At 70.7% G+C, this 26,354-nt stretch carries 22 protein-coding genes; 13 read left to right on the top strand and 9 right to left on the bottom strand.

The annotated features are described in order from the left end of the window. Window positions 1-87: 87 nt before the first annotated feature. The gene (locus tag N1032_RS03610) at window positions 88-1,371 is read left to right on the top strand and encodes an APC family permease (RefSeq protein ID WP_259537975.1); all 1,284 of its coding nucleotides are present in this window, start codon (window positions 88-90) and stop codon (window positions 1,369-1,371) included. A gap of 4 nt (window positions 1,372-1,375) precedes the next feature. Here the strand turns inward: N1032_RS03610 and N1032_RS03605 are convergent, their stop codons facing one another. Further along, window positions 1,376-2,629 (bottom strand): zinc-binding alcohol dehydrogenase family protein, encoded by a 1,254-nt coding sequence (locus N1032_RS03605; protein ID WP_259537486.1) that lies wholly within the window; start codon window positions 2,627-2,629, stop codon window positions 1,376-1,378. Between the two features lie 16 nt (window positions 2,630-2,645). Here N1032_RS03605 and N1032_RS03600 point away from each other — a divergent pair, with 16 nt between their 5' ends. Both N1032_RS03600 and N1032_RS03595 read left to right on the top strand, forming a co-directional pair. Continuing rightward, window positions 2,646-3,248, top strand: coding sequence for a TetR/AcrR family transcriptional regulator (locus N1032_RS03600; RefSeq protein ID WP_259537485.1), 603 nt, complete (start codon window positions 2,646-2,648; stop codon window positions 3,246-3,248). Beyond that, a complete protein-coding gene (locus tag N1032_RS03595) occupies window positions 3,245-3,898 on the top strand; it encodes a GrpB family protein (protein WP_259537484.1) in 654 nt (217 codons plus the stop codon). The genes N1032_RS03600 and N1032_RS03595 overlap by 4 nt, the downstream gene beginning before the upstream one ends. Here the strand turns inward: N1032_RS03595 and N1032_RS03590 are convergent. Continuing rightward, a complete protein-coding gene (locus tag N1032_RS03590) occupies window positions 3,849-4,253 on the bottom strand; it encodes a VOC family protein (protein WP_259537483.1) in 405 nt (134 codons plus the stop codon). The two genes, N1032_RS03595 and N1032_RS03590, sit on opposite strands and share 50 nt — an antisense overlap. A 99-nt stretch (window positions 4,254-4,352) precedes the next feature. Between N1032_RS03590 and N1032_RS03585 the strand changes: the two genes are divergently transcribed. The 6 genes from N1032_RS03585 (at window position 4,353) to N1032_RS03560 (ending at window position 11,372) form a co-directional block, all read left to right on the top strand. Further along, window positions 4,353-5,354, top strand: coding sequence for a helix-turn-helix transcriptional regulator (locus N1032_RS03585; RefSeq protein WP_259537480.1), 1,002 nt, complete (start codon window positions 4,353-4,355; stop codon window positions 5,352-5,354). Window positions 5,355-5,467: 113 nt separating this feature from the next. Beyond that, entirely contained in the window at window positions 5,468-5,725 is a 258-nt protein-coding gene (locus N1032_RS03580; protein ID WP_259537478.1) for a BatC protein, read from the top strand. Then, on the top strand, window positions 5,722-7,029 hold the full coding sequence (locus N1032_RS03575) for a cupin domain-containing protein (RefSeq protein WP_259537477.1): 1,308 nt from the start codon (window positions 5,722-5,724) through the stop codon (window positions 7,027-7,029). Before N1032_RS03580 ends, N1032_RS03575 begins: the two co-directional genes overlap by 4 nt. Before the next feature lie 513 nt (window positions 7,030-7,542). Next, complete coding sequence (locus N1032_RS03570) at window positions 7,543-8,436, top strand: sucrase ferredoxin (protein WP_259537476.1); 894 nt, start codon at window positions 7,543-7,545, stop codon at window positions 8,434-8,436. Between the two features lie 182 nt (window positions 8,437-8,618). Next, window positions 8,619-10,796, top strand: coding sequence for a glutamine synthetase III family protein (locus tag N1032_RS03565; RefSeq protein WP_259537475.1), 2,178 nt, complete (start codon window positions 8,619-8,621; stop codon window positions 10,794-10,796). Window positions 10,797-10,892: 96 nt separating this feature from the next. Beyond that, entirely contained in the window at window positions 10,893-11,372 is a 480-nt protein-coding gene (locus N1032_RS03560) for a MarR family winged helix-turn-helix transcriptional regulator (protein ID WP_259537474.1), read from the top strand. Between the two features lie 28 nt (window positions 11,373-11,400). On the opposite strand, the gene N1032_RS03555 is transcribed toward N1032_RS03560, so the two are convergent. From N1032_RS03555 to N1032_RS03535, 5 genes are all read right to left on the bottom strand, one after another. Then, entirely contained in the window at window positions 11,401-12,636 is a 1,236-nt protein-coding gene (locus N1032_RS03555) for an ROK family transcriptional regulator (protein WP_259537471.1), read from the bottom strand. A 147-nt stretch (window positions 12,637-12,783) separates the two neighbouring features. After that, window positions 12,784-14,046 carry an ROK family protein gene (locus N1032_RS03550; protein WP_259537470.1) on the bottom strand — a complete coding sequence of 421 codons (1,263 nt, stop codon included), beginning with the start codon at window positions 14,044-14,046 and terminating at the stop codon, window positions 12,784-12,786. A gap of 10 nt (window positions 14,047-14,056) precedes the next feature. After that, window positions 14,057-15,058 carry a sugar phosphate isomerase/epimerase family protein gene (locus N1032_RS03545; RefSeq protein ID WP_259537469.1) on the bottom strand — a complete coding sequence of 334 codons (1,002 nt, stop codon included), beginning with the start codon at window positions 15,056-15,058 and terminating at the stop codon, window positions 14,057-14,059. A 28-nt stretch (window positions 15,059-15,086) separates the two neighbouring features. Next, the gene (locus N1032_RS03540) at window positions 15,087-16,226 is read right to left on the bottom strand and encodes a Gfo/Idh/MocA family protein (protein ID WP_259537974.1); all 1,140 of its coding nucleotides are present in this window, start codon (window positions 16,224-16,226) and stop codon (window positions 15,087-15,089) included. A 111-nt stretch (window positions 16,227-16,337) separates the two neighbouring features. After that, complete coding sequence (locus tag N1032_RS03535) at window positions 16,338-17,390, bottom strand: substrate-binding domain-containing protein (protein ID WP_259537468.1); 1,053 nt, start codon at window positions 17,388-17,390, stop codon at window positions 16,338-16,340. A gap of 232 nt (window positions 17,391-17,622) precedes the next feature. Between N1032_RS03535 and N1032_RS03530 the strand changes: the two genes are divergently transcribed. Both N1032_RS03530 and N1032_RS03525 read left to right on the top strand, forming a co-directional pair. After that, on the top strand, window positions 17,623-19,143 hold the full coding sequence (locus tag N1032_RS03530; RefSeq protein ID WP_259537467.1) for a sugar ABC transporter ATP-binding protein: 1,521 nt from the start codon (window positions 17,623-17,625) through the stop codon (window positions 19,141-19,143). Beyond that, window positions 19,140-20,201 carry an ABC transporter permease gene (locus tag N1032_RS03525; RefSeq protein ID WP_407932995.1) on the top strand — a complete coding sequence of 354 codons (1,062 nt, stop codon included), beginning with the start codon at window positions 19,140-19,142 and terminating at the stop codon, window positions 20,199-20,201. Before N1032_RS03530 ends, N1032_RS03525 begins: the two co-directional genes overlap by 4 nt. 39 nt (window positions 20,202-20,240) lie before the next feature. On the opposite strand, the gene N1032_RS03520 is transcribed toward N1032_RS03525, so the two are convergent. After that, window positions 20,241-20,720: a VOC family protein gene (locus N1032_RS03520; protein ID WP_259537466.1), complete on the bottom strand. Its 480-nt coding sequence runs from the start codon at window positions 20,718-20,720 to the stop codon at window positions 20,241-20,243. 103 nt (window positions 20,721-20,823) lie between these two features. Further along, the gene (locus N1032_RS03515; RefSeq protein ID WP_259537465.1) at window positions 20,824-21,684 is read right to left on the bottom strand and encodes an MBL fold metallo-hydrolase; all 861 of its coding nucleotides are present in this window, start codon (window positions 21,682-21,684) and stop codon (window positions 20,824-20,826) included. Window positions 21,685-21,760: 76 nt separating this feature from the next. Between N1032_RS03515 and N1032_RS03510 the strand changes: the two genes are divergently transcribed. Together N1032_RS03510 and N1032_RS03505 are read left to right on the top strand one after the other, a co-directional pair. Next, window positions 21,761-22,624, top strand: a complete 864-nt coding sequence (locus tag N1032_RS03510) for an Fpg/Nei family DNA glycosylase (RefSeq protein WP_259537464.1) — start codon at window positions 21,761-21,763, stop codon at window positions 22,622-22,624. Window positions 22,625-22,722: 98 nt separating this feature from the next. After that, window positions 22,723-26,238: an IPT/TIG domain-containing protein gene (locus N1032_RS03505; protein ID WP_259537463.1), complete on the top strand. Its 3,516-nt coding sequence runs from the start codon at window positions 22,723-22,725 to the stop codon at window positions 26,236-26,238. Window positions 26,239-26,354 lie beyond the last annotated feature (116 nt).

The raw sequence follows: 26,354 nt of genomic DNA, 5'->3' as shown, positions 1-26,354 counted from the left end.
GCCGCTACCACTGCATCCGCCTCCGCCGCGGACGGTTCAGTCGGTTCGGTCGGTTCGGGCGGCGGCCCGTCGAAGCTCGCCCAGCGCATCACCGGGCCGCTGCTGTTCCTGTTCATCCTCGGCGACGTTCTCGGAGCGGGCATCTACGCGCTCATGGGGGTGCTCTCGGGCGAGGTCGGCGGTGCCCTTTGGGCACCCCTGGCGCTCGCTTTGCTGCTCGCCCTGCTCACAGCGGGCTCCTACGCCGAGCTCGTCACGAAGTATCCGAAAGCGGGTGGAGCGGCGATCTTCGCCCAGCGCGCGTTCACGAAGCCGATCGTCTCGTTCTTGGTGGGCTTCAGCATGCTCGCCGCCGGCGTCACCAGCGCGGCCGGCCTGGCGATCGCGTTCGCGGGCGAATACCTGCAGACGTTCCTGCCCCTGCCCACCATCCCGACCGCGATGGTCTTCCTCGTGCTGGTCGCCGCGCTCAACGCACGCGGCATCAGCGAGTCGGTGAAGAGCAACCTGGTCATGACCGTCATCGAGGTGTCGGGCCTCGTGATCGTGATCGCCGCCGTGGGCCTCATGCTCGGCGGAGGCGGCGGCGATGTGACCCGCGTCACCGAGTTCCCCGAGGGCACCACTCCCGGGCTCGCGGTGCTCGGCGGGGCCATCATCGCCTATTACTCGTTCGTGGGATTCGAGACGTCGGCGAACGTGGCCGAAGAAGTGCGCGACCCGTCACGGGTCTACCCTCGCGCCCTGTTCGGTGCGCTGATCATGGCCGGGGTCGTCTACGTGCTCGTCGGGTTGGCATCGGCGATCGCGTTGCCCGCGAACGAGCTGGCCGCGTCATCCGGACCCCTGCTCGCGGTGGTCGCCGCGACGGGTGTCGCCGTGCCGCCGTGGCTGTTCAGTTTGATCGCACTCATCGCGGTGGCTAACGGGGCCCTGCTGACGATGATCATGACGAGCCGGGTCACCTTTGGCATGGCCGAGCAGGGCTTGCTGCCCGGCGTGTTGGCACGGGTTCTGCCCGGTCGCCGCACACCCTGGGTGGCGATCGTGGCGACGACCGTGCTGGCCATGCTGCTCACGCTCGTGGGCGACCTCACCACGCTCGCATCGGCCGTGGTGCTGCTGTTGTTGTTCGTGTTCATCAGCACCAACGTGGCGGTGCTCGTGCTGCGCAAAGACACGGTCGAGCACAAGCACTTCCGGGTCTGGACCGCCGTGCCCGTTCTCGGCGTGGCCTCGTGCCTTCTGCTGCTGACCCAGCAGGAGCCGATCGTGTGGGCGTTCGGCGCCGCGTTTCTGGTGCTCGGCGTCATCCTGTATCTCGTCGCCCGCGGACCCTCGCGGCGCAGGGCGGGCGGCGGCGGCGAGTGAGCGGTCAGAGGCGCACGACGAGTTTGCGTGCCGAGACACCGGCACGCAGCCGGTCGAGGGCGGGCTGCACCGACTCGAGCCCGTCGCCCACCACCTCGGCCGTCGGCGCACAGACGTGGCGCCCTTCGGCGAGCGCGGCGGGCAGGTAGTCGCGCCACAGCATCGGGCCGACGTCGTTCGTCATGAGCGAGCTGCCCCAGACATACCGCGCCCGCACTCCCGCGCGGCGCGCGGACACCTGCAGGGCGATGTTGCGCGCCACCAGGGCCGTCATCGTGCGCACGAACGCCGCGCTCGGGCCCGCGCGACGCGGCAGGGCGCCGAACGACACCGACGGGCTCGCCAGGGCGACCCGCCGGGCACCGGTGGCGGCCGCGACAGCCACGGAGGGCTCCGCAGAGCCGCGGCCGACCGCCAGCACGCCCGCGACATCCGCCCCTCCGACCGCGGAGACGACATCGGCGAGCGCCCGTGGGCTGCGGTAGTCGATCGCGAGGTCGGCGCCGAGCTCGCGCAGGCGGTCGTGGTTGCGAGGCGAGGCGGTCGTGACCACGCGGTGCCCGGATGCCGCGGCCAGCTGGATCGCGTTGCTGCCCACGCTCGTCGAACCGCCCCAGATCACGACCGTTCTGCCCGTGGGCACCGGCACCGCTGAGGGATGCGGGAGCGCGAGGTGGTCACGCTGGAAGAGGGCGGTCGCCGCCGTCGAGAGCGCCAGCGGCAGCACCGCCGCCTGCTCGAAGGCCAGATCGTCAGGCATTCGGGCCGCGAGGTCTTCGCGCACCACGGTGAAGAGCTGGAAACCGCCCTCGGCCTCGTGCCGGCGCCCGCGCTCCATGCCCACGGCGTAGGCCACGACCCGGTCGCCGACCGCGAAACGGTCGACTCCCGCACCGACCGCCGCGACCTCGCCGGCGACGTCTTCGCCGAGGATGGCGGGTGACGGCAGCCAGCGATACATCAGGTCGCCCGTCCACTGCTTGAGTTCGTCGAGGGGGTTGACGGCGACCGCGCGGTTGCGGATGACGAGCTCGCCCGGCCCGGGCTCGCGGCGGTCGGCCGGGCCGACGACGAGGTCGGCTCGAGCGGAGGGGAGCCATGCGGCGGAGTTCTGGGGCATCGGGGCCTTCCGGGCGTCGGGTCGGTTGTCGGGTCGGTTGTCGGTGATCGGTGTCGCTGACTGGTGGGCGGCGACCGGTTGGCCATCGAAGTGATGACACGTGATGCCATCATACGTCTTGATGACACGTCGTGCCATCGATTAGAGTCGATGCATGGCACGCTGGGCACCCGACGCCGCGCTTCGGCTCGAGCGAGCGGCGATCGAGCTCTTCTCCGAGCGCGGCTACACCGCCACGACGGTGCCCGACATCGCCGCGCGGGCCGGGCTCACCACGCGCACGTTCTTTCGCCATTTCGCCGACAAACGCGACGTGCTGTTCCTGCGAGAACGCGAATTCCCCGCCGTGGTGGCCGGCCTTCTCGCCGAGGCACCCGCCGGTCTCGACCCGATGGCGCTCGTGCTGCACGGGCTCGAGGCGGTCGCCGCGGGCGACCTCGAGAGGTGGCGTGGCGACATCCTGGCCCGGCGGGCCATCGTGCGGTCCGAGCCGCAGCTGCGCGAGCGGGAGCTGCTGAAATCGGCGGCACTCGCCGAAGCGATGCGCGACGCCCTCGTCGCCGGGGGTGCGGCCGACGACGACGCGGCACTCGCCGCCTCGGTCGGTTCGGTGCTGTTCGACTCGTCGATGGAGGCGTGGCTGCGGGGGCCGGACGACGTCACCCTCCTCACCGAGCTGCGCAGCGCGCGGGAGCGCCTGCACCGGCTGGTCAGCGCGCAGCGGAGCGACCCCTCGGCGGCGAGGGCGGCGTCGTGAGCGAGAGGCGTGAGCGGCGGCATCCGGATGTCACCACGGTCGAGCTTGTCGGTGGGCCCGAGCCGGTCGAGGTCGAGTTGCAGGCTTATGATGCGCGCTGGCCGGGGGTGTTCCTCGAGCATCGGGCGCGCATCCGGGCGGCGGTGGCGGAGCGCGACAGCGGCGGCGATGCCGGTACGGGTGCCGGTGCAGGTGCCGCACTCACGATCGAGCACATCGGTTCGACGGCGGTGCCGGGGCTTGCGGCGAAACCGATCGTCGACATCGTCGTGGCGGTCGACGACATCACCGCCGAAGAGCTCTACCTCGCCCCTCTGCTCGCCGCCGGTTACGAGCTGCGGGTGCGCGAGCCCGGACACCGCCTCGTGCGCACGCCGGCCCGCGATGTGCACGTGCACGTCTACGAGCGCGGCGACCCCGCGATCGGCGACTATCTTCTGCTGCGCGATCACCTGCGATCGGATGCCGGCGACCGCGCCCTCTACGAGCGCACCAAGCGCACCCTGCTCGACCGGCCGTGGCTCGACATGAACGATTACGCCGACGCCAAGACCGACGTCATCGAGGCGATCAAGGCGCGGGCGAGTGCGTCGGCGGCGCTCAAGCCGTCGCCGGATGCGCCGCGACCTGCTCGAGGTAGTGCGCGTTGAACATGATGCCCAGGATGTTGCCGAACGGGTCGATCACCGATGCGGTCACGAAGCCGGGCCCGCGTTCGACCGTTCCCTCGTGCAGCGTGGCGCCGAGATCGATCAAGCGGGCGAGTTCGGCGTCGACGTCGTCGACGTGCCAGTACACGATCTCGCCGCCGAGCCCGTCGGTGCGGGTCGCCGGAGCGTAGGCGGCGTCGATGATGCCGAGCTCGTGCTCGAAGTCGCCCACGCGGAATTCGACGTATCCGGGCACGTGGTAGTAGGCGGGCATCCCGAGCGCGTCGGCGTACCAGGCTTCGGCGGCGTCGAGGTCGGCGGCCCAGAAGCTCACGGTGGACAGTCCTCGCAACATGGTTCCTTCTCCTTCGTCTGGGTGTTCTTGAGGTGATCGCACCAGTCTGCTCCGCCAAAGTGCTCATCAATTGACTACTTTTCTGAGCAGAATGAGAACATGCGCGCCGATCGTCTCGTGGCCACCCTGCTGCTGTTGCAGGCGCGCGACCGGGTGACCGCCGCCGAGCTCGCCGAGGAGCTCGAAGTCTCGCTCGCCACGGCCCGGCGCGATCTCGAGGCACTGTCGAGTGCCGGCATCCCGGTCTATCCGCAGGCCGGTCGCGGCGGAGGATGGTCGCTGCTCGGGGGTGCGCGCACCGACCTGAGCGGGCTGTCGTCGCCCGAGGCTCAGTCCCTGTTCCTGCTGCTCGGGCCGGCCGCGGCCATCGACCCCGCGGCGAAGGCCGCCCTGCGCAAACTCGTGCGCGCCCTGCCGGCCACCTTCCGCGCCGACGCCGAGGCGGCGGCAGGCGCCGTGCTCGTCGATCCGGCTGCGTGGGGCGGATCGCAACGCGCGCGACCGGAGTTCCTCGACGACCTGCAGGCGGCCGTCGTGCGGCGCGTGGCCGTGCGACTCCGCTACGCGGGCTGGTCGAGCCCCGAGGCCGACTACGCGGTGGCGCCCTGGGGGCTCGTCGAGAAGAACGAGGTCTGGTACCTGGTGGGCGGGGTCGAGCCGTCGGCCGCGCGCGGCAGCACGATCGGCTCGACCACCCTCGCCGACGGCGGCCTGGTCGAGCGCACCTTCCGGGTCGACCGCATCCGTTCGCTCGTGCTGACGGATGCGCCGATCGAGCGGCCGGCCGACTTCGACCTGGGCGACGCCTGGAACCGCGTGGTCGCCGGCGTCGAGTCGGAGCGCACCGCCGTCTCGGCGATCGTGATCGTGGCGGCGCCTCTGCTGTCGTTCCTGCGCTCGCAGTTCGGGTTGGGATGCGAGGTGCTCGAGCAGCTCGAGGAGGGGCGCAGCCGCGTGCGTGTCTCGGCTCCGACGGCCACGATGATCGCTCGGCAGCTGGCCGGCTGGGGTGCGTTCGCGCAGGTGCTCGAACCCGGCGAGGTGCGGGCCGAGCTCGCGCGCATCGCCGCCCAGCTCACCACCCTCTACGGCCCGCCGTGACCGGGGATGCGCGGCCGTAACATTCCTCCAATCCGAGTGGTGCGGCCGGCGCGGCGCGGCGTACGCTCGAATCGACGGCACTCACCGTCGCTATTGATTGGAGAACCTGCGCGATGGCAATCAACGACGACGACATCTCGACCGAACCCGCCGAGGGCGGCGAAGGCACCGCCGACGGCGGCGCGAACCCGGGCGGGCACGACGGCGGAGCCGACGGCTCGGCCGCGGGTGGCGAGGGCACCGCAGACGGCGGCGCCAACCCCGACGGGCACGACGGCGGAGCCGACGGCTCGGCCGACGAGGGTGAAGGCACCGCAGACGGTGGCGCGAACCCCGGTGGGCACGACGGCGGAGCCGACGGGTCGGCTTGACGATCGACATCGAGCGCGGGTCGGTCAGCCGGCCCGCGCTCTCTCGCTGCATCAACGTCGGGCCCGACGAGTTCGCCCGTGACTACTGGGGCCGGCGTCCGCTGCTCTCCGCGGCATCCACCCTGGCCGAGCCGTTCGACGATCTGTTCAGCGAAGCCGTCGTCGACGAGCTCGTGACGCGTCGCGGGCTCCGCACCCCGTTCATCCGCATGGCGCACGAGGGCAGTGTTCTGCCGCCCGCGTCGTTCACCGGGGCCGGCGGCTTCGGGGCCGAGATCGGCGACCAGGTGAGCTCCGAGAAGGTGCTGGCCGAGTTCGCGAACGGCGCCACCATCGTGCTGCAGGGGCTGCACCGGCTGTGGCCGCCGCTGATCGACTTCACCCGGCGCCTCGTCGACGACCTCGGGCATCCGACTCAGGTGAACGCCTACGTCACACCGGCCTCGTCGCGCGGTTTCGACCCGCACTACGACGTGCACGACGTGTTCGTGCTCCAGATCGCGGGCGAGAAGCACTGGCGCATCCACTCCCCCGTGCACCCCGACCCGTTGCGCAACCAGCCCTGGGGCGACCACCGCCAGGCGGTGGCGCGCGAAGCCCTCAACGAGCCGGCCGTCGACGCCGTGCTGCGACCGGGCGACGCCCTCTATCTTCCTCGCGGCTGGATCCACTCCGCCGAAGCCCTCGGCGGAACCTCCGTGCACCTCACCATCGGCGTCTCGGCCTACACGCGCGCCGACGTGGTGAAGGCGCTCGTCTCGACGCTCGACGACGTCGCCGGCCTTCGCGGGTCGCTGCCGCTCGGTGTGGACTGGTCCGACCCCGAGACCCTGCGGCCGATCGTCGACGAGACCGTCGCCGATCTCGTGCGCGCGCTGTCGGCGATTCCGGATGCCCGCGACGTCGCCGACGACGCTGCCGCCCCCGAAGTCTTCCGGGCTGCTGATCCCGCCGCCCTCGTCTCGCGCAGCCTCGCCTCGCGCTTCGCCGATGCGACGCGCCCCGAGCCGGTGGCCCCGCTCGCGACGGTCGATGCGATCGCGGCGCTCGACGGGACATCCCTTGTTCGCTGGCGGGGCTCGCTCTCGGCCCGCATCGCGGTGAGCGACACCGGTTCGGGCTCGCGCGTGCGCATCACGACACCCACGAAGACCCTTGCGCTGCCGGCCGAGGCCGAAGCCGCCGTTCGACGCCTGCACGCCGGCGGCGACGTGCTGCTCGCCGACCTGCCGGGCCTCGACGTCGACGACGCCGTGGTCGTGGTGCGCCGCCTGTTGCGCGAGGGCATCCTGGTTCCGGCCTGATGCGGCCCCCGCGCCATCCGTCGCCCTCGGCGGCACCCCCCGAGGGCCCCCTCCCCGCTCTCCCTTCGGGAGGCCACCCCGCGCCCCCCGTCCTTCGGGCGACCACTCCGGCCTCCCGAGCGGGGAACGGCCTCCCGACGGCGGGGGCCGCACTGCTGGCCGAGCCGCTCGGGGTGGAGCTACCCGCCCTTCTTTCGGGAGGCCACCACACGCGCCGCCGCGCTAGGGCGGCCATACTGGCTTCCCGAGCGGGGAACGGCCTCCCGACGGTAGCAGTCGCTGGCCTCCCCACCGCGGCAGCGCTGTGGCGGGCCGGCCTGCTCGGGACGGAGCCACCCGCCCTTCTTACGGGAGGCCAGCACACGCGCCGCCGCGTTCGGGCGGCCATACTGGCCTCCCGAGCGGGGGACGGCCTCCCGGCGGCGGGGCGCGAGGGAGCTGGCGGCGGGCGACGGGTCAGCGGCGACGGGCGAGCCGCGGCGGGCGCGCGCGCGGCCGGGGGCGGGGCGGCGCATGAGTGACGAGGACGGGGTGCCCGAGTGGCTGCCGTGCAGCGATCGGTCGCGGGAGAGGGTGGATCCGCTGTTCGCCACGGGGTCGCGGGGCATGCAGTGGTTCCTGATCGAGAACGCGGCGGCGTGGGGGGCGAAGGCGCTTCTCGATCCGCCCTTCGACGCTGAGCTCGGCCGCGCGCTCGTGACGCGCATCGAGGCGGCCGGGATGCGCCCGCTCGCCATCCGGCGCACCGGGCGCCGCACCCCGCAGACCACCTGGAAGTGGGCGTTCGTCGACTCCCGGCCGGGCCACGAGCAGGTGCGCTGGGGCGAGGTCGACTCCCCCGAGAAGCTGCTCGACGTGCCGCTCGACGGCTCCACGGGAGTCGCCTCCGACGCCCCGATCTACGCCGTGTGCGCCCATGGCCGGCACGACCAGTGCTGCGCGGTGCGCGGCCGGCAGGCGGTGCGGCAGCTCGCCGACGCGCATCCCGACGAGACCTGGGAGTGCTCGCACCTCGGCGGCGACCGCTTCGCCGCCACCATGGTGTTGCTGCCGCACGGGCTCTACTACGGCCGGGTCGACGACGCCGACGCGGTGGGCATCGCCGACGCCTACCGCGAGGGCCGGGTGGTCGAGGAGTACTTCCGCGGCCGCAGCTCGCTGTCGCACCCGGCACAGGCCGCCCAGCACTACGCTCGCGAGCACTTCGGCGACGACCGCCTCAGCGCCTACGAACCGATCGACGAGCAGTGGCACGACGACGGCACCTGGACGGTGACGCTGACGGATGCCGCCGGACCCATCACCATCGAACTCGCCGAAGAGCTCTCCGATCGCCTGCTGTCGACCTGCGCCGCCACCCGTTTCGGCCAGGTGCGCCAGTGGGCACTCGTGTCGCTCACCCGGTAGCGGCACAGCCGACGCGAGAACCGAGCCGGCGCCCGCCCACCCCCGAACGAGCGCCACCGGCCTGCCACGAGGACCGAAACCGTCACACGCCCGAAACAGCCCCGCCACGCCGCATCCCTAGGGTGAACGAAGCGGCACCGCACCCGGCGGACTACCCAGCGCCGCGTCGAGGGAGATGACCCGTGAGTGGAAATACCGTGCGCCTGCAAGCGATCCGTGATGTCGAGGCCTACGTGCCCCCCGCGGCCGTGTTCATCGACACCGAGGCGCCGGGCGAGGTGTTCGGCGAGAACGTCTTCAACCAGGTCGTGATGCAGAAGCGCCTGCCGAAGTCGGTCTACAAGTCGGTCATGTCGACCATCGAGCACGGCGCCACCCTCGACCCGCTCGTGGCCGACGCGGTGGCGAGCGCCATGAAGGACTGGGCACTCGAGAAGGGCGCCACCCACTACGCCCACGTGTTCTACCCCCTCACCGGCTTCACCGCCGAGAAGCACGACAGCTTCTTCGAGCCTGTCGGCGACGGCACCGCCCTCGCCGAGTTCGCCGGCAAGACGCTCACCCAGGGCGAGCCCGACGCCTCGAGCTTTCCCAACGGCGGCCTGCGCAACACGTTCGAGGCCCGCGGTTACACGGGCTGGGATGTCACGAGCCCGGCCTATGTGCTCGAGAACCCCAATGGCAACACCCTGTGCATCCCCACCGTGTTCGTGTCGATGACCGGCGAGGCCCTCGACCACAAGACGCCGCTGCTGCGCTCGCAGCAGGCGATGGGCGAGCACGCCGAGCGCATCCTGCGACTCTTCGGCCACACCGACACCAAGAAGGTCGTGTCGTTCTGCGGACCCGAGCAGGAGTACTTCCTGGTCGACCGCCACTTCTTCCTCGCCCGCCCCGACCTGGTGAACTCGGGCCGCACCCTCTTCGGCTCGAAGCCGCCGAAGGGCCAGGAGTTCGACGACCACTACTTCGGCGCCATCCCCGAGCGCGTGCTCGGCTTCATGATGGACACCGAGCGCGAGCTGTTCAAGCTCGGCATCCCCGCGAAGACGCGGCACAACGAGGTCGCTCCCGGCCAATTCGAGATCGCGCCGATGTTCGAGCGCGGCAACATCGCCGCCGACCACCAGCAGCTGCTCATGACCACCTTCAAGACCATCGCCAAGAAGCACGGCATGGAGTGCCTCTTTCACGAGAAGCCGTTCCAGGGCGTCAACGGATCGGGCAAGCACGTCAACTTCTCGCTCGGCAACTCCGAGCTCGGCTCGCTGCTCGTGCCGGGCGACAACCCGCACGACAACGCCCAGTTCCTGGTGTTCTGCGCCGCCGTCATCCGGGCCGTGCACAAATACGCGGGCCTGCTGCGCGCATCCGTCGCCTCCGCCACCAACGACCACCGTCTCGGCGCCAACGAGGCCCCGCCCGCCATCATCTCGATCTTCCTCGGCGACCAGCTCGCCGACATCTTCGAGCAGATCGCCAAGGGCCCGGCCACGAGCTCGAAGGGCAAGGGATCGATGACCATCGGCGTGGACACCCTGCCGGTGCTGCCGACCGACCCGGGTGACCGCAACCGCACCAGCCCGTTCGCCTTCACCGGCAACCGGTTCGAGTTCCGGGCACCCGGCTCGATGCAGACGGTCAGCGGCCCGATGGTCACGATCAACACGATCATGGCCGACTCGCTCGACTACATCGCCACGAAGCTCGAAGCGGATGTCGCGGCCGGCACCGATTTCGACGAGGCCGTGCAGACCCTGCTCACCGAGATCATCACCGAGCACGGCGCCGTCGTGTTCAACGGCGACGGCTACGCCGACGCCTGGCCGATCGAAGCCGAGAAGCGCGGGCTCGCCAACCTCAAGACCACCCTCGACGCGCTGCCCGAGCTCATCACCCCGGCCGCCTTGGAGCTGTTCGAGAAGTACAAGGTGTTCAACCACCGCGAGATGCACTCGCGCTACGAGATCGGGCTCGAGCAGTACACGCTCACGATCGCCGTCGAGGCGAAGCTCACACTCGAGATCGGCGCGACCGTCGTGCTGCCCGCGGCGGTGCGGCACCAGACCGAGGTGGCCACGAACATCGCGGCGCTGAAGGCCGCCGGTGTCGAGGTCGACCTCGCGCCGCTCGAGGAGGTGTCGACGCCCATCGCCGCGCTGCGATCCGCGCTCGCCGGCCTTCGCACCGCCCTGGCGGCGGACGTCGGGCACGAAGCCTTGGCCGAGGCCGAGCACGCCCGCAGCGCGCTGCTGCCGGCCATGGCCGAGGTGCGGGCCGCGGCCGACGCCCTCGAAGAGATCGTCTCCGACGACCTCTGGCCGCTGCCGACCTACCAGGAGATGCTCTTCGTGCTGTGAGCGCGGCCGTCGCGGCGACCGCGGGACCACGGCGGTCGCAGAGAGATCGCACATCCGACGCAAAGGTTGTCTCGACAAGAGACTTATGATCGAAGCATGGATGGGGCACGCTGGCTGACGCCGGAACAGCTACGGGCGTGGATCCGTCTCGAAGCCGTGGTCGAGCTGCTTCCGGCCGTGCTCGACTCGCAGCTGCAGCACGACGAGCAGCTGACCCACTTCGAATACCTGGTGATGGCGAAGCTCTCCGAGTCGCCCGAGCACACCCTGCGCATGACCGCGCTCGCCGCCACCACCAACTCGACCCTGCCCCGGCTCTCGCACGTCGTCAGCCGCCTCGAGAGCCGGGGCTTCGTCGAGCGCTCGCCGTGCCCGACCGATCGTCGTGCCACCAACGCGCACCTCACCGAGGCAGGGTGGCAGAAGGTGGTGCAGACCGCGCCCGGCCATGTCGAGACAGTGCGCGACTACGTGATCGACCGCTTGACCGACGAGCAGGTCACCCAGCTCGACGAGATCATGCAGGCCCTGCTGCAGAAGCTCGACCCCGAGAACACGCTGCGCCGCCTGCCCTGACCGGCACCGGAGGAACGCACCGCCGCCGTCAGGCGACGAGAGGCGCGTTGCCCGCCGGGTCGGCCAGCACCGGCGCGAACGCCAGTTCCGCCGCGCCCACCATGAGCAGATCGCGGCCGAGGGATGCCCGCACGATGCGCACCGAGTCACGGGGCCCGCGCATGGCCGACGTCGACACCGCATCCACGATGCGGTCGCCCGCGACCTCGAACAGCGACCCCAGGAACCCGCCGAGCACGATGACCTCGGGGTTGAAGAGGTTGACCGCGTTGCGCAGGGTCACCGACAGGAAATCGGCCTGGCGGTTCACCAGCTCGGCCAGCGCCGGGTCGACCGCCGCCGGGTCGGCGAACCGCGCCCGCAGGGCCTCGTCGAGCATCTCCGATCGCGACCCGGGCACCTGCAGCGCCTCGAGCAGGGCCGCACGGGTCACCTCGGTCTCGAGGCATCCGGTGGCCCCGCAATGGCACAGCACACCGGCGCTGTTCACCAGGGTGTGCCCGAGCTCGCCGGCGTAGCCGCTCTCGCCGGTCATCAGGTGGCCGTCGACGATCACCCCACCGCCGATTCCGCTCGCTCCGCCATTCAGATAGACGAGGTTGCGCACCCCCCGGCCCGCTCCGAAGACGCTCTCGGCGAGAGCGCCCGCGGCGGCGTCGTTGGCGGCGAACACCGGAAAGCCCAGCGACTGCTGCAGCATCTCCGCCAGCGGCTGCTGATGCCAGCCGAGGTGCGGGGCGAGATTCACGAGACCGTCACGCCCGCGGATCAGCCCGGGCACCGCCAGCCCGACGCCGACCGTGGCATACGACGACTCCAGCTCGCCGCGCATGCCGGCGACCACGGCCGAGACGATGTTGACGACCTCCTCCACCGGAGGCACGCGCACCGTGTCGTAACGGATGCGCCTGATCACCTGGCCGCCCAGCGCGACCAGACCGATGGTCACGGCGTCGAGCTCGGGATTGACCGCGAGGGCGACGGCCCGCCGGCCCGGCTTGATGACGAGGCTCGGCCGGCCGACCTGACGCGTGGTGCCGGGTTCGGTCTCGGTGACGAGTCCGCGCTCCACGAGCTCGCCGACGAGGGCGCCGATGGTCGAACGGTTGAGGCCGGTCTCCCGCGTCAATTGAGCCCGGGTGACCGAGCCGGTCACGTGCACGAGACGCAGCACGGCCGAGAGGTTGTTGCGGCGCACGTCGTCGAGACTGTTGCCACGGGCTCCGCTTCGGCGAGGAGATTTCGCTGTGTTCTGGGCCGTCACGTCGCACCGTCCTCGAGCCGTCATTCCGGCGATGTTCGAAGGTCGACCCCCGGTGGTGAGGGACGCCCTCGATATTATCAGCGCCGAAACAACAAATTCGCCGCGCGCCCGGTGGCGACACGCGGCACGCCCAGCCCGCCCTGCACGTCAGGCATCCGACGCCAGCAGGCCGCTCGGTTTCGCGGCCACCCGGGCCGGGTCGGCGAGCAGCCCCGAGAACGCGAGTTCGGCCGCCCCGATCATCAGCAGGTTCGAGCCGAGCCCGGCAGCCGAGATGTGCACGTCGTGGGCGGGCCCGTCGAGCGCATCGGCCCGAACGGCCTGCGCGAGGCGCTCGGGAGCCAGCGAGTGCAGCGTGGCGAGAAACCCGCCGAGCACGATGCGCTCGGGGTTCAGCACGTTGACGGCGTTGCGCAGCGCGACCGACAGAAAGCCGATCTGCCGGTCGACCTCGGCGCCCACCGCCGGGTCGCGCGATTCCGCGAGCGCGGCCTCGAGTTCGTCGCCGTCGCCGCCGTCGAGCCCCACCCCGTCGAGCCCCACCACGTCGAGGCCAGCCGCGTCGAGCAGGCGCTGCCGCGACACCTCGGTCTCGAGGCATCCGATGGCCCCGCAATGGCACCGCACGCCGGCCGAGTTCACGAGAGTGTGACCGAGCTCGCCGGCGTAGCCGTCGGTGCCGGTGAGCAACTGCCCGCCGGTCACCACTCCCCCGCCGATGCCGCTCGAACCGCCGTTGAGGTAGAGCAGGTCGATCGAGCCCCGGCCCGCCCCGAAGAGCAGCTCACCACCGGCGCCGAGCGAGGCGTCGTTCGCCGCCCACACCGGGTAGCCGGTGGCGTCGGCGATCATGCGGGCGATCGGCTCGTCGTTCCAGCCGAGGTGCGGGGCATAGGTCACCAGGCCGTCTTCGGCCCGCACCAGGCCGGGCACCGCCACCCCCACGCCGACGATCCGGTACACCGAGTCGAGTTCGCCCCGCATGCCGTCGATCACGGCCGCGGCGATGTTCGTCGCCTCCTGGGCCGACGGGATGCGCTGGGTGGGATAGCGGATCCGCTTGATCACACGGCCGCCGAGCCCCACCAGCCCGATCGTGATGGCGTCGATCTCGGGGTTGACGGCGAGGGCCGCCGTCGCGGGGTTCGCGTGAACGTGCGAACTCGGCCGGCCCACCGTGGTGCTCGTGCCCGGCGATGTCTCGTAGAGCAGTTCCAGTTCACCGAGCTGGCCGGTGAGGGTCGCGACCGTCGATCGGTTGAGACCGGTCACGCGGGCGAGTTCCGCCCGGGTGAGGCTGCCGCGATGGTGCACGAGCGACAGGATGAGCGAGAGGTTGGTGCGCCTGGTCTGGTCGTTCGTCGTCGCCGTGCTCGCCGAACCGAAGATCGGGGGCTCAGTCACAAACATCCCGGGCAGACTATCGGGTGCTGAACGCGGCGTCGAAGGCGGCGCTCGGCGCGTCGAACGCCAGGCTCTTCACGAAGGCGAGGGCCTCGAGGGCGCCGACCAGGCGGTCCATGCCGGCGTCCTCCCACTCCACCGAGATCGGCCCGTCGTAGCCGATGGCGTTGAGGGCGCGGAAGCTCTTCTCCCACGGCACGTCGCCGTGCCCGGTCGACACGAAGTCCCAGCCGCGGCGCAGGTCGGCCCAGGCGAGGTGGGAGCTCAACCGTCCGTTGCGCCCGTTGCCGGTGTTCATCTTCACGTCTTTGCAATCGACGTGGTAGATGAGGTCGGCGAACTCGAGGATGAAGGCCACCGGGTCGAGCTCCTGCCAGACGAAGTGGCTCGGATCCCAGTTCAGGCCGAAGGCCGGCCGGTGGCCGATCGCCTCGAGCGTGCGCACGGTCGTCCAGTAGTCGTAGGCGATCTCGCTCGGGTGCACCTCGTGGGCGAAGCGCACGCCCACCTCGTCGAACACGTCGAGGATGGGGTTCCAGCGGTCGGCGAAGTCCTGGTAGCCGGCGTCGACGAGCTGTTGCGACACCGGGGGGAACATCGCGACGTACTTCCAGATGCTCGACCCGGTGAACCCCACGACCGTCTTCACGCCGAGGGCGGCCGCGAGACGGGCCGTGTTCTTCATCTCCTCGGCCGCGCGCTGACGCACGCCTTCGGGATCGCCGTCGCCCCACACCACGTCGGGCAGGATGTCGCGGTGCCGCTGGTCGATCGGATCGTCGCACACGGCCTGCCCCTTGAGGTGGTTCGAGATGGCATAGACCTTCAGCCCGTGCTTCTCGAGCACGGCGAGCTTGCCCTCGACGTAGCCGGGTTCGTTCCACCGCCACGGATCGAGGTGGTCACCCCAGCAGGCGATCTCGAGGCCGTCGTAGCCCCAGTCGGCCGCCAGCTGCGCCACCTGCTCGAACGGCAGGTCGGCCCATTGGCCGGTGAAGAGGGTGATCGGTCGTGCCATGGTGTTCTCCTCGTGTGGTCGGTGGGGGTCAGACGGCTGTCCAGGCGCTGCCGGCACCCGAGCTGGTCTCGACGGCGTCGAGCACCCGTTGCACCTGCAGCCCGTCGGCGAACGACGGCCGGGGTTGTTCGCCTCTCACGATGGCATCGACGAAGTCGCGCGCCTGGTGCGAGAAGCCGTGTTCGTAACCCAGCATGTGGCCCGCCGGCCACCACGCCGAGACATACGGATGCTCGGGTTCGGTCACGAGCACCTTGGTGAATCCCTGCACGGCCGGGTCGGCGGTGGCGTCGTAGAACTGCAGGGAGTTGAGGTCTTCGAGGTTGAAGGCGATCGCGCCATCCGACCCCGACACCTCCAGGCGCAGGGCGTTCTTGCGGCCCGTGCTGAAGCGGGTGGCCTCGAAACTGCCGAGCACCCCGTCGTCGAACCGCCCGGTGAACAGGGCGACGTCGTCGACGGTGACCTGCCCGCGTTCGGCGGCGGCCGTGCCGGAGAGGCCGCGCCCCTCGGCGAGCAGCGGCCGCTCGGCCACGAGCGTCTCGAGCACACCCGAGACGCTCGCCAGCTGGCGGCCGGTCACGAACTGGGCGAGGTCGACGGCGTGCGCGCCGATATCGCCGAGCGCGCCGGAGCCCGCTCGGGTCTTGTCGAGCCGCCAGGTCATGGGCGACTCCGCGTCGCGGAGCCAGTCCTGCAGATAGACCGCGCGCACCTGGCGCACCTGGCCGATGCGACCCGCGGCCACGAGATCGCGGGCGAACGTCACGGCAGGAACCCGGCGGTAGGTGAAGCCCACCATCGCGCGGATGCCCTGCTCGGTCGCCCGTTCGGCCGCCGCGGCCATCGCCTCGGCTTCGGCCACCGTGTTGGCGAGCGGCTTCTCGCAGAGCACGTGCTTGCCGGCCTCCAGCGCCGCGATGGCGATCTCGGCGTGCGAGTCGCCCGGGGTGACGATGTCGACCACGTCGATGTCGTCGCGGGCGATCGTGTCGCGCCACGACGTCGAGGTCTCGTGCCAGCCCCAGTTGTCGGCCGCGGCGGCGACGCGGTGCTCGTCGCGCCCCACGAGCACGGTCGTCTCAGGAGTCGCTGCGAGCTCGAAGAACCGCGGCGCGACCCGCCAGCCCTGGGAATGAGCGGCCCCCATGAAGCCGTTGCCCACCATCGCCACTCTGAGTGATGCTGCCGTCATCGCTTCGTCTCTTCCTCACTGGTTGTCACGGGGCAGGTGGGGGCCGGCCGGCACCAGGGCGCGCCGACCGACCGCACGCACCGGTTACGACTCGAACGCGCTCGGCAGGTAGATGTCGACGTTCTCCTTGGTGACGACGGGCGCGTAGAGCTGGATCTTGCGCGGCACGGCCGACTCGACCAGGTCGCTCATGCCCTTGCCCTGCACGATCAGGCGAGCCAGGCTGATGCCGTCGGCTGCCTGCGTCGACGGGTAGATGACCGTCGCCTTCAGCACCGTGTCGTCGGCCTGGATGGCGCGCATCACGTTCGCCGAACCGGCGCCGCCGACCATGAAGAACTCGTCGCGGCCCGCGGCGTCGATGGCGGCGAGCACACCCACGCCCTGGTCGTCGTCGTGGTTCCAGATGGCGTCGATCTTCGGTGCCGAGGCCAGCAGTTGCGAGGCTGCGGCCTCCCCGCCCTGCACGGTGAAGTCGGCCGCCACCCGATTGGTGACCTCGAGCCCGCAGTCGTCGAGCGCGTCGGCGAAGCCCTGGCTGCGGTCTTGGGTCAGCGGCAGGCTGTCGATGCCGGCGATCTCGGCCACGACCGCGTCGTCCTGCCCCTCGAGCTGCTCGCAGATGTAGGTGCCGGCGCTCACCCCCATGCCGTAGTTGTCGCCGAGGATGGTGGTGCGGGCGGCGAACGTGCTCGAGAACTCGCGGTCGACGTTGATGACCGGGATGCCGGCCTCCATGGCCTTGATCGCGACATCCGTCAGCGCCGCGCCGTCGGTGGGCAGCAGCACGATGGCGTCGACGCCGTCGTTGATGAACGTCTCGACCTGGCTGATCTGCAGGTTGGCGTCGTTGGTACCCTCGGCCACGACGAGGTTCACATCGGAGTACTTGTCGGCCTCGGCGATGGCGGCGGAGTTGATGGCGCCCAGCCACCCGTGGTCGGCGGCCGGGCCCGAGAAGCCGATCGTCATGGTGTCGCCCGCGGCCGCGTTGTCTTCGACCGTGTTCTCTTCGGCGGCGGCGCCGGTCGAGGTCGTGGAACCTCCTGAGGTGCAACCGGTCATCAGCGCGACGGCCGCGAGTGATGCTCCGGATGCGAGCAGCAAGCGGCTGCGTAGCGAGCGTGGTGCAAGCATGTGTTCCTCCTAGTGATGGGTGCAGGTGTCTGCGCGCCAACGTGGAGGTGCGTCGTTGCTTCGTCCACATTGACGTTTCATGCAACATAACAGACCGAATTCGGTTTGTCGCCCTCAGAAATTGCCGCGTGCTAACGATTTTGATGCGCTCAAATTCCGCGTGAAACATGGGTTGTCGGCGGCTTGAGCCTAATTTGATGCGTGCCGCGAACAATTCTGCTAGCTTGCGATCATGATCAATGTCGACCAGGGGATGCCGCTGCTCGAAGTGCGCGGACTGACGAAATCCTTCGCCGGTGTCCAGGCCCTCAAGGGGGTCGATCTCGAGGTGCTGCCGGGCGAGGTGCACTGTGTGCTCGGTCAGAACGGCGCCGGCAAGTCGACACTCATCAAGACGCTCTCCGGGGTCTACCAGCCCGATGATGGCGAGTTCGTGTGGCAGGGCGAGGCGACCACGATCTCCGACCCGGTGGCCGCCCTGGGCCTCGGCATCGCGACGATGTATCAAGAACTCGACGTGGTCGACGGCCTCACCGTGGCCGAGAACATCTTTCTGGGCCACGAGTTCGCCCGGGCGGGCGTCACCGATCGCCGGCGCACGAGCCGGCGGGCCCACGAGATCATGACGAGGCTCGGTCACGGCACCATCTCGTCGAACCGCGAGGTCGGCACACTGTCGGCCGCGAACAAGCAGATCGTCAGCATGGCCCGGGCGCTCAGCCACGACACGAAGCTCATCATCATGGACGAGCCGTCGGCGGTGCTCGACTCCGAAGAGGTGAAGAACCTCTTCCGCGTGGTGCGTGAACTCACGGCCGACGGCATCGCCGTGATCTACATCTCGCACCGGCTCGAAGAGATCCGGGCGATCGGCGACCGCATCACGGTGATCAAAGACGGCCGCACCATGGCCACCAATCTCGCCGTCGCCGAGACGCCCACCGCCGACCTCATCCGCCTGATGACCGGCCGCACGGTCGAGAACGTCTTTCCGCCCGCCGTGCCCGTCGCGGCCGACGCCCCCGTGCTGCTCTCGGTCAAAGGCCTCGCGCTGCGCGGCATCTTCGACGAGGTCAGCTTCGACGTGCGCGCCGGCGAGATCGTGGGCCTCGCGGGCCTCGTGGGGTCGGGCCGGTCCGAGATCATGGAGACCGTCTACGGAGCCCGCAAGCAGACGTCGGGCACCGTGGAGGTCGACGGCGCGCCCGTCGAACCGGGATCGGTGCGGGCCGGGGTGCACGCCGGCATGGGGCTCTCACCCGAGGAGCGCAAGAGTCAGGGGCTCATCCTCGACGAACCGGTCTACCGCAACGTCACCCTGGCGAGCTTCGGCCGCTGGGCCCGACTCGGCTTCCTCAACGAGCGCACCGAGCGCCAGGTGGCCCGCACGCAGCTCGAGGGCCTCGAGTTGCGGCCGGCCGATCCCGACCGGCCGGCGCGCACCCTCTCGGGCGGCAACCAGCAGAAGATCCTGCTGGCCCGGTGGCTCGTGCACGGCACCAGGGTGCTGCTGCTCGACGAACCCACTCGCGGCGTCGACGTCGGCGCCCGGGCCGAGATCTACAGCCTCATCCGGTCGCTCGCGGCGTCGGGCACGGCGATCGTGGTGATCTCGAGCGAGATCGAGGAGGTGCTCGGGCTCTCCGACCGCGTTCTCGTGGTCGCCGAGGGCCGTGTCATCCACACCACCGACGCGAGCGACATCGACGAGCACGGCGTGCTCGACCTGGTCATGAAAGGAAGTGCCGCGTGAGCGAGCAGAACTCGTCAGAAGCCCAGGCCGCGCTGGCGGGCGAAGGGCACGTCGCCGGCGGGCTTCCGCCGCACGACGAGAAGCGCAGCGTGCTGAACCGCGTGCTCGGCGGCTCGGCCGGCCGCAGCATCGGCCTCGTCATCGCCCTGCTCGCCCTCTTCGTCGTCGGCACCATCACCGCGGGCGACCGGTTCGCCAACGTCGAGAACGTGCTCACGATCATCCGGTTCGCCTCGATCATCGGCGTGGTGAGCATCGGCATGACCTTCGTCATCACCGCGGGCGGCATCGACCTCTCCGTCGGGTCGGTGCTCGGCCTCGCCAGCGTGGTCGCCACGCTCTCGTGGGTGCAGAACTTCGCCGACGCGTCGAACTGGATCGTCATGGTGATCATCGCCCTCGCGGTGGGGGCCGGAGCGGGGTTGATCAACGGCATCGTGATCGCCTATGGCAACGTCGTGGCGTTCATCGCCACCCTCGCCATGCTCGTCGCGGCCCGTGGCCTGGCCGAGGTGCTCGCCAACCGCACCACCCAGATCGTGCGCCAGCAGGGCTTTCTCGACTTCTTCCGCGGCGACATCCTGGGCGTGTCCATCTTGATCTGGATCTTCGCGATCGTGGTGCTCGCCGGCTGGTTCCTGCTCAACCGCACCACCTTCGGCCGCCGAACGGTCGCCATCGGCGGCAACCTCGAGGCCGCGCGCCTGGCGGGCATCAAGGTCAAGCGCCACATGATGTACCTCTACGTGCTGTCGGGCCTCACCGCCGGCATCGCGGGCGTGATGATGCTCGCCCGCACCACGGCGGGAACCTCCACCCACGGCACGCTCTACGAACTCGACGCGATCGCGGCGGTGGTGGTGGGCGGAACGCTGCTCGTCGGCGGCCGCGGAACGATCATGGGCACCGTGCTCGGCGTGCTGATCTTCTCGACCCTCACCAACGTGTTCACCCAGAACAACCTCTCGACGTCGGTGCAGGCCATCGCCAAGGGCGTGATCATCGTGATCGCCGTGCTGCTGCAGCAGCGCTTCGCCAACCGCGCCAGTCGCAAATAGCGGGGGCGCCGGGGTGCGCCGGCGGGGTGCGCTGGTAGGTCAGCCGGCGTCGTGCGCCGCGCGCAGCTCGGCGATGTCGAGCTTCGACATCGCCAGCATCGCCTGCAACGTGGCCGACGCCTTCGCCGGGTCGGGGTCGGCGAGCAGCACGTTGAGAATCTGCGGCACGACCTGCCACCACAGCCCGAAGCGGTCCTTCACCCAGCCGCACGGCCCCGGCTCTCCGCCGTCGGCCGTGAACGCGTTCCAGAGCCGGTCGATCTCGGCCTGGTCGTCGGCCCGGGTGAACATCGAGACGGCATCGGTGAACGGATGCCCCGGGCCCCCGTTCAGCGCCTGGTATTCGATGCCCGCGAGCACGAACTCCACGCCCAGCGCGACCCCGCCGGGCATCGGGCTGCCCTCGGGGTAGCGGGTGACGTTGAGGATGCGCGAGTCGTCGAACAGCGACACGTAGAACTCGGCCGCCTGCTCGGCCTCGGTGTCATACCAGAGGAAGGTGCTGATCTTCTGCGACATTGCGGACTCCTTCGTGAGCGGTGGCACCATCGTAGAACCGGTGCGCGGGCGCGCGGAAGGCCACCGTCAGACCGACGCAGCCGCGGCAGCCGTGGCGCCGCGGCTACGCGCCGCCGGGCGACTCGTCGAGCTGGGCGTACCCCGCTTCGAGCGCCGACCGCATGAACCCATCGGGCCAGAGCTCGGCGAGGGCGGCCGGCACCACCACGTCGGCGACCGGAGTCGCGGCGGCGTGCGACGCCCGGATCAGCTCTGCCACCGCCCGCAGCTGCGCCGACTGCCGCACCACGAACGCCCGGTCCACGGGCGAGCCGTGGCCCGGAACGATGACGGCGCCCGGGTCGATGCGCTCGAGCAGCTCGTCGAGGGCGTCGGGCCAGCCGAGCGGGTACGATCCCGACCCGAACATGGGCGGGCCCGACTGCTCGATCACGTCGCCGAGCAGCCAGGTGGCGGCATCCGGAACGAAGATCGCGAGATCGGTGTCGGTGTGCCCGGGAGCGATCGGCACGAGTTCGATCTCGCGGCCGCCCGGGTGGATGGTGACGGGCCCGCCGATGAGCTCGGTCGGCGGCGTGAGCTGCACGTCGGCCCACCGCTTGCCGGGTTCGCGCGCGGGGTCGGCCTGGGCGGCCTCGAGCCGCGGCGCCTCGAACCGCTCGTAGTGCCGGGGGATGAGCTGGTGGCCGTAGATCGGCACCCCGGCGAAGCCCGGCGCGCGAACGAACCGCTGGTTGCCGAAGGTGTGGTCGTAGTGCGCGTGGGTGTTGATCACCGCCACGATGGGCGCGGCGAACGCGCTCAGCACGTCGGCGACGATCTCGTCGGCCTCGGCCGGGTTGTTGCGGGTGTCGACGACGGTCACGCCGGTGTCGCCGACGATGGCCACGACCGACACGTCGAGCGGGTCGTAGCGCCTCTGGAAGACGCCGTCGGCCACGGGCAACCAGGTCTCGGAGTTCATCTGGCCCACGCTACCCGGCAGCACGCCTTCCGCGAACAGGGGGGCGGATGTCGGCGGCCGGGCGCAGACTGGTGGCGTGCCCGAACTGCCTGAAGTCCACGCCCTCGTGGCCGACCTCGGTGCGCGCCTGACCGGCCGCATCGTCGACCGCCTCGACGTGGTCTCGTTCGCGGCGCTCAAGACCTTCGACCCGCCCGTCTCGGCCTTGCACGGGCAGGTCGTGCGATCGGTGTCGCGGCACGGCAAGTTCCTCGACGTCGAGATCGGCGACGTGCACCTGCTGATGCACCTGGCGCGCGCCGGCTGGCTCCGCTGGCGCGACGGGCCTCCCCCGCCACCCTCGGGGCGGCCGGGCAAGGGCCCGCTCGCGGCGCGGCTGGTGCTCGACGACGGCACCGGCTTCGACCTCACCGAGGCCGGCACCAAGAAGAGTCTCGCCATCTCGCTGGTGCGCGACCCGGCCGAGGTGCCCGGGGTCGCGCGGCTCGGCCCCGACCCGCTCGACGACGACTTCACCGAAGACGTGTTCGCCGGCATCCTGCAGGCGGCCGGCCGTTCTCAGATCAAGGGCGTGCTGCGCAGTCAGTCGATCATCGCGGGCATCGGCAACGCCTACTCCGACGAGATCCTGCACACCGCCCGGATGTCGCCCTTCAAGCCCGCGGCCATGACGCCGGCCGAGGTGTCGGTGCTCTACGCCGCGGTGCAGAGCACCCTCCGCGGGGCGATCGAACGCGCCGACGGGCTCGCGGCCTCCGAGCTCAAGAAAGAGAAGAAGTCGGGTCTGCAGGTGCACGGCCGCACCGGCGAGGCGTGCCCGGTGTGCGGCGACACCGTGCGCCAGGTGACCTACGCCGACTCGAGCCTGCAATACTGCCCCACCTGCCAGACGGGCGGCAAGCCGCTCGCCGACCGCGTGCTCTCCCGCCTGCTGAAGTAGCGCGGCCGCCCGGGGTCTCGACACGGCGGTGCCGCCGGGTCCACCATGGTCGCAGGCGGCGCACGACGCCGTGGCGGCCTCGGGGAGGAGGCTGTGGCATGATCGATGCGTCCCGCGCGTGGCGCGACCGGCCCTGGGTGCGGTGGGAGAAGATCCATCCCCTCGTGCCCCTCGTCAGCATCTCGGATGTCTCACCCCGCGAGGGGTGGCCCGGCACGGTGGTCGAGATCACCGGAAAGGCGTTCGCGCCCGACCGCGACGGCAACGTCGTGACCATCGGCGGCGATCGCGCACTCGTGCTCGAGGCGTCGGGCACGAGATTGGTGGTGATGGCCGGCGAGGCGACGACCTCGGGGGCCGTGACCGTCGAGGCCCAGGGACAGACCGCCGACGGCGGCGATTTTCGCGTGGCAGCCTGGCCCGACCCTGACGATCCCGCCGGCCGAGGTGCGCCGCGGTTCTTCCACGGGCCGCAGAACGGCACGCCCGCGACGAACAAGCAGGATCAGCGCATCCTCACCATCCTCGCCTACCCGCTCGACCACGATCCCGGAACCCCCGCTCAGCGCGCCGCGCTCCGCAGCACCCTGACCGGTGCCTTCGATGCCGCCCGCGACTACTGGCACGACGCCTCCTACGGCTCGACCACGTGGAAGGTCGACCTCACCGGCTGGGTGGCGTTGCCCAAGGATCGCCGCAGCTACTTCTGGGAGCAGGGCGACATCGACGACGCCCGTCAGCGCTCTCTCGCCATCTCGCGATCGATCGCGCGCCAGGGCGCGAGCATCATCCATGGCGGCATCGGCCTGACGGGGTGGATTCCGGTGGAGCACCCCGCTCCCCTGTCGTGGACTTATCGCCCGGGGCAGAACCCCGACGGCAGCGGGGTGCTCAGCCTCCGCCGCGTCGGCGGCCGCCTGTTCGCCGGCACCCGCGCGGGATCGCTCGTCGTCTACGACGTGGCGGATCCCGCCTCGCCGGCGCTGCTGGGGTCGGTCGCGCTCGGCGCTCCTGTCTGGGCGATCGACGTAGCCGGCAACACTGTCGTCGCCTCGCTCGGCTCCGCCGGCCTCGCGACAGTCGACGTGACGAACGCCGCGGCGCCCTCGGTGCTGCACGCCGGGCCGGCCGTCGGCACCGCGTGGGCCACGGCCGTGCGCATCGCCGGCGGCCGGGTCTACTCGAACCGCGGCAGCGAACTGCGCGTCGACGCCCTCATGCCCACCGGCGGACTCTCCGCGATCGGCAGCATCGACCTCGGCGCCTGGATCACCGACATCGACATCGCGGGAACCACCGCCGCCGTGGCCACCGACGGCGGCGGGCTCGCGACCGTGGAGCTGACGGCCGGTGGAGTGCTCGAGCGCGGCCGCCTCAACGTGGCGCTGTCGGTGCGCCGGGTCGTGCTCGTCGGCAGCCGGGCCTACCTCGCCGCCGCCGAAGACGGCCTGGTGATCGCCGACGTCGGCGACCTCTCGAACCCGGTGCGCCTGGGGTCGCGCGTGTTCCGCAAACCGGCGCTGGCGGTGGCGGTCGACGGCGCCGACGTCGTGGTCGCGGTCGGCGGCTCGGTGCTCGTCGCGGTGAACGCGGCCGACCCGTCGAAGCCGACGCTCGTCGGCGGCGAGCTGGATGCCGCGTGGGAGCCCGATCTGGCCGGCGCCCGTGTCGCCCTGCGCACCGCCATCGACGGCCAGGCGCTGATCAAAGACCACAACCGCTTCTACATCGATGCGTTGCGGGCCTGGTATGCCACCGGGCACTCCCTCGCCGAGCTCGACGGCTACGAGGGACTGGTCGTGATCGTCACCGGCCCGTTCCTGCGCGGGCAGAGCGGTCTCTCCGACGGGTTCGACGCGGGCTCGGGTGTGCGCGAGAGGTTCAACGCCACGAAGGGCGTCTACTACATCGCCTCGGGGGTCACGTGGGACCGCATCGCGCACGAGCTCATCCACTGGCTCGGCATCGGCGACATCTATCAGGAGGCCTACGCCGACGGCACCGTGCTGGCCGGCACGGCCGAGAACTGGTGCCTCAGCGGCAACCACAGCCTGGGCCCCCTCTTCTCGGCACAGCGCACGACCGACATCCTGCGCTGGTGGACGGTCGGCGACGGGCTGGCCGACAACGTCAAGCAGCTCGCCTGGTCGCCGACCTCCACGCTCGACGAGGCCTTCGAGCTCGTGGCGCACGGGTCGGCCGCCGATGGCCGACCCGATCGGTGGCACGCGCTGCGACTCGTGGCGGCATCCGGTCTCACCTACTGGGTCGAAGTGCGTCAGGCGTCACCGCCCGGGCTGCCGTTCGACCAGAACCTCGGGCTCGGGCCCGGCGAGCCCGGCCGGGTGGTGGTCATCCGCGCCACCGAGTCGACGAGCGTGGTCGACAACACCTTCGAACGCCCGCTGCAGTTGATGGGTGCGCTCGAGCCGGGCGAGAAGGCGGTGGATGCCGCCCGGCACCTGGTGGTGACCGTCGAGTCGATGGTGCAGGCCGATCCGCTCGTCTACCGCGTGCGGGTGCAGTGGAACCAGCCCATCCCCGACGACCCCAACGGCACCTTCGACCTCACCATCACGCCCTGGAACCTCGACACCTACGAGACGACCGACATCTGGATCGACTCCACCCGCCGCAACCCGGCGGGCGCCTACGAGTTCCACGAGCCGGGCGACCCCGGCCGGCCCGTGCTGAGCGGCGACCGGCCCTGGGTGGGCCACAAGAACACGATCTACGCGCGGGTGCGCAACACCGGTCCGCTGCCCGCCAACGACGTCTGGGTGTCGTGCTACATCACCCGGCCGCCCGGCATCGGCGACAACGGCCAATGGCAGATCCTCGACACCAAGAACGTGGCCAGCATCCCCGGCAACGGCGACGTGGTGGTGGGCTTCGACTGGCGGCCCGAGGTGGCCGCGCACACCTGCATCTCGGTGGCCGTGCTGCCGCAGCTCGGCGAGATCGCCACCGGCAACAACCGGGCGCAGGAGAACGTGGCGGTGTTCGACAGCGCATCGTCGTCGTCGCACGAGCCGGTCGTGCTCGAGGCCGAGGTGCGGTCGCCGTTCAGCATCCAGAAACGCATCGAGCTGCTCGTGCGGCATCTTCCCGAGGCCTGGCACGCGGTGGTCGACTGCTCGTACGTCTGGCTCGACCCTTACGGCGCGGCCATGGCACGCACGATCATCTGGACCGACGTGCAGACCTGGGGGCTCGAGCGCGGGCACGGCGAGCGTCTCGCGCTGCCGACGGTGGAGGGGTGGACGCGGTACCTCGACGAATACCGGTCGATCGGCGGCATCCTGGCGCCGGTGCGGGCGGTTCCCCGGGTGGCCATCGACTTCCTCACCGAGGCCGGCGGCGACACGATCTACGTCTGGGGTCAGCTCGACCCGCCCGCCCGCCGGGTGCCGATCGTGGTGGAGCTGCTCGACGAGAGCGGGCAGGACTACCTGCTCTACACGGAGTCGGAATCCGACGGCCGGTTCCACGCGTCGACGGTCGACGAGGGGCTTCGGATGGCGCCCGGCCGCTACACGGCGCAGGCATTCACGAGCGGCAGCGAGCACGCGGCCGAGACCGAGTCGGCGATCAAGGTGGTCGAGCTGACCTGAGCTCGGCACGAGCACGGCTGGGTGGGGGCCGGCGCGTGGGGGGCACGGTGGAGTGGAGCCCGGTCGCGTCGGCAGCTGGCACCTAACCATTCGTGTTGCGCGCTGCGACCGGGCAC

The organism is Herbiconiux daphne (assembly GCF_024979295.1).
Classification (GTDB): domain Bacteria; phylum Actinomycetota; class Actinomycetes; order Actinomycetales; family Microbacteriaceae; genus Herbiconiux; species Herbiconiux daphnes.
This window is presented reverse-complemented; position numbering and strand designations above follow the sequence as displayed.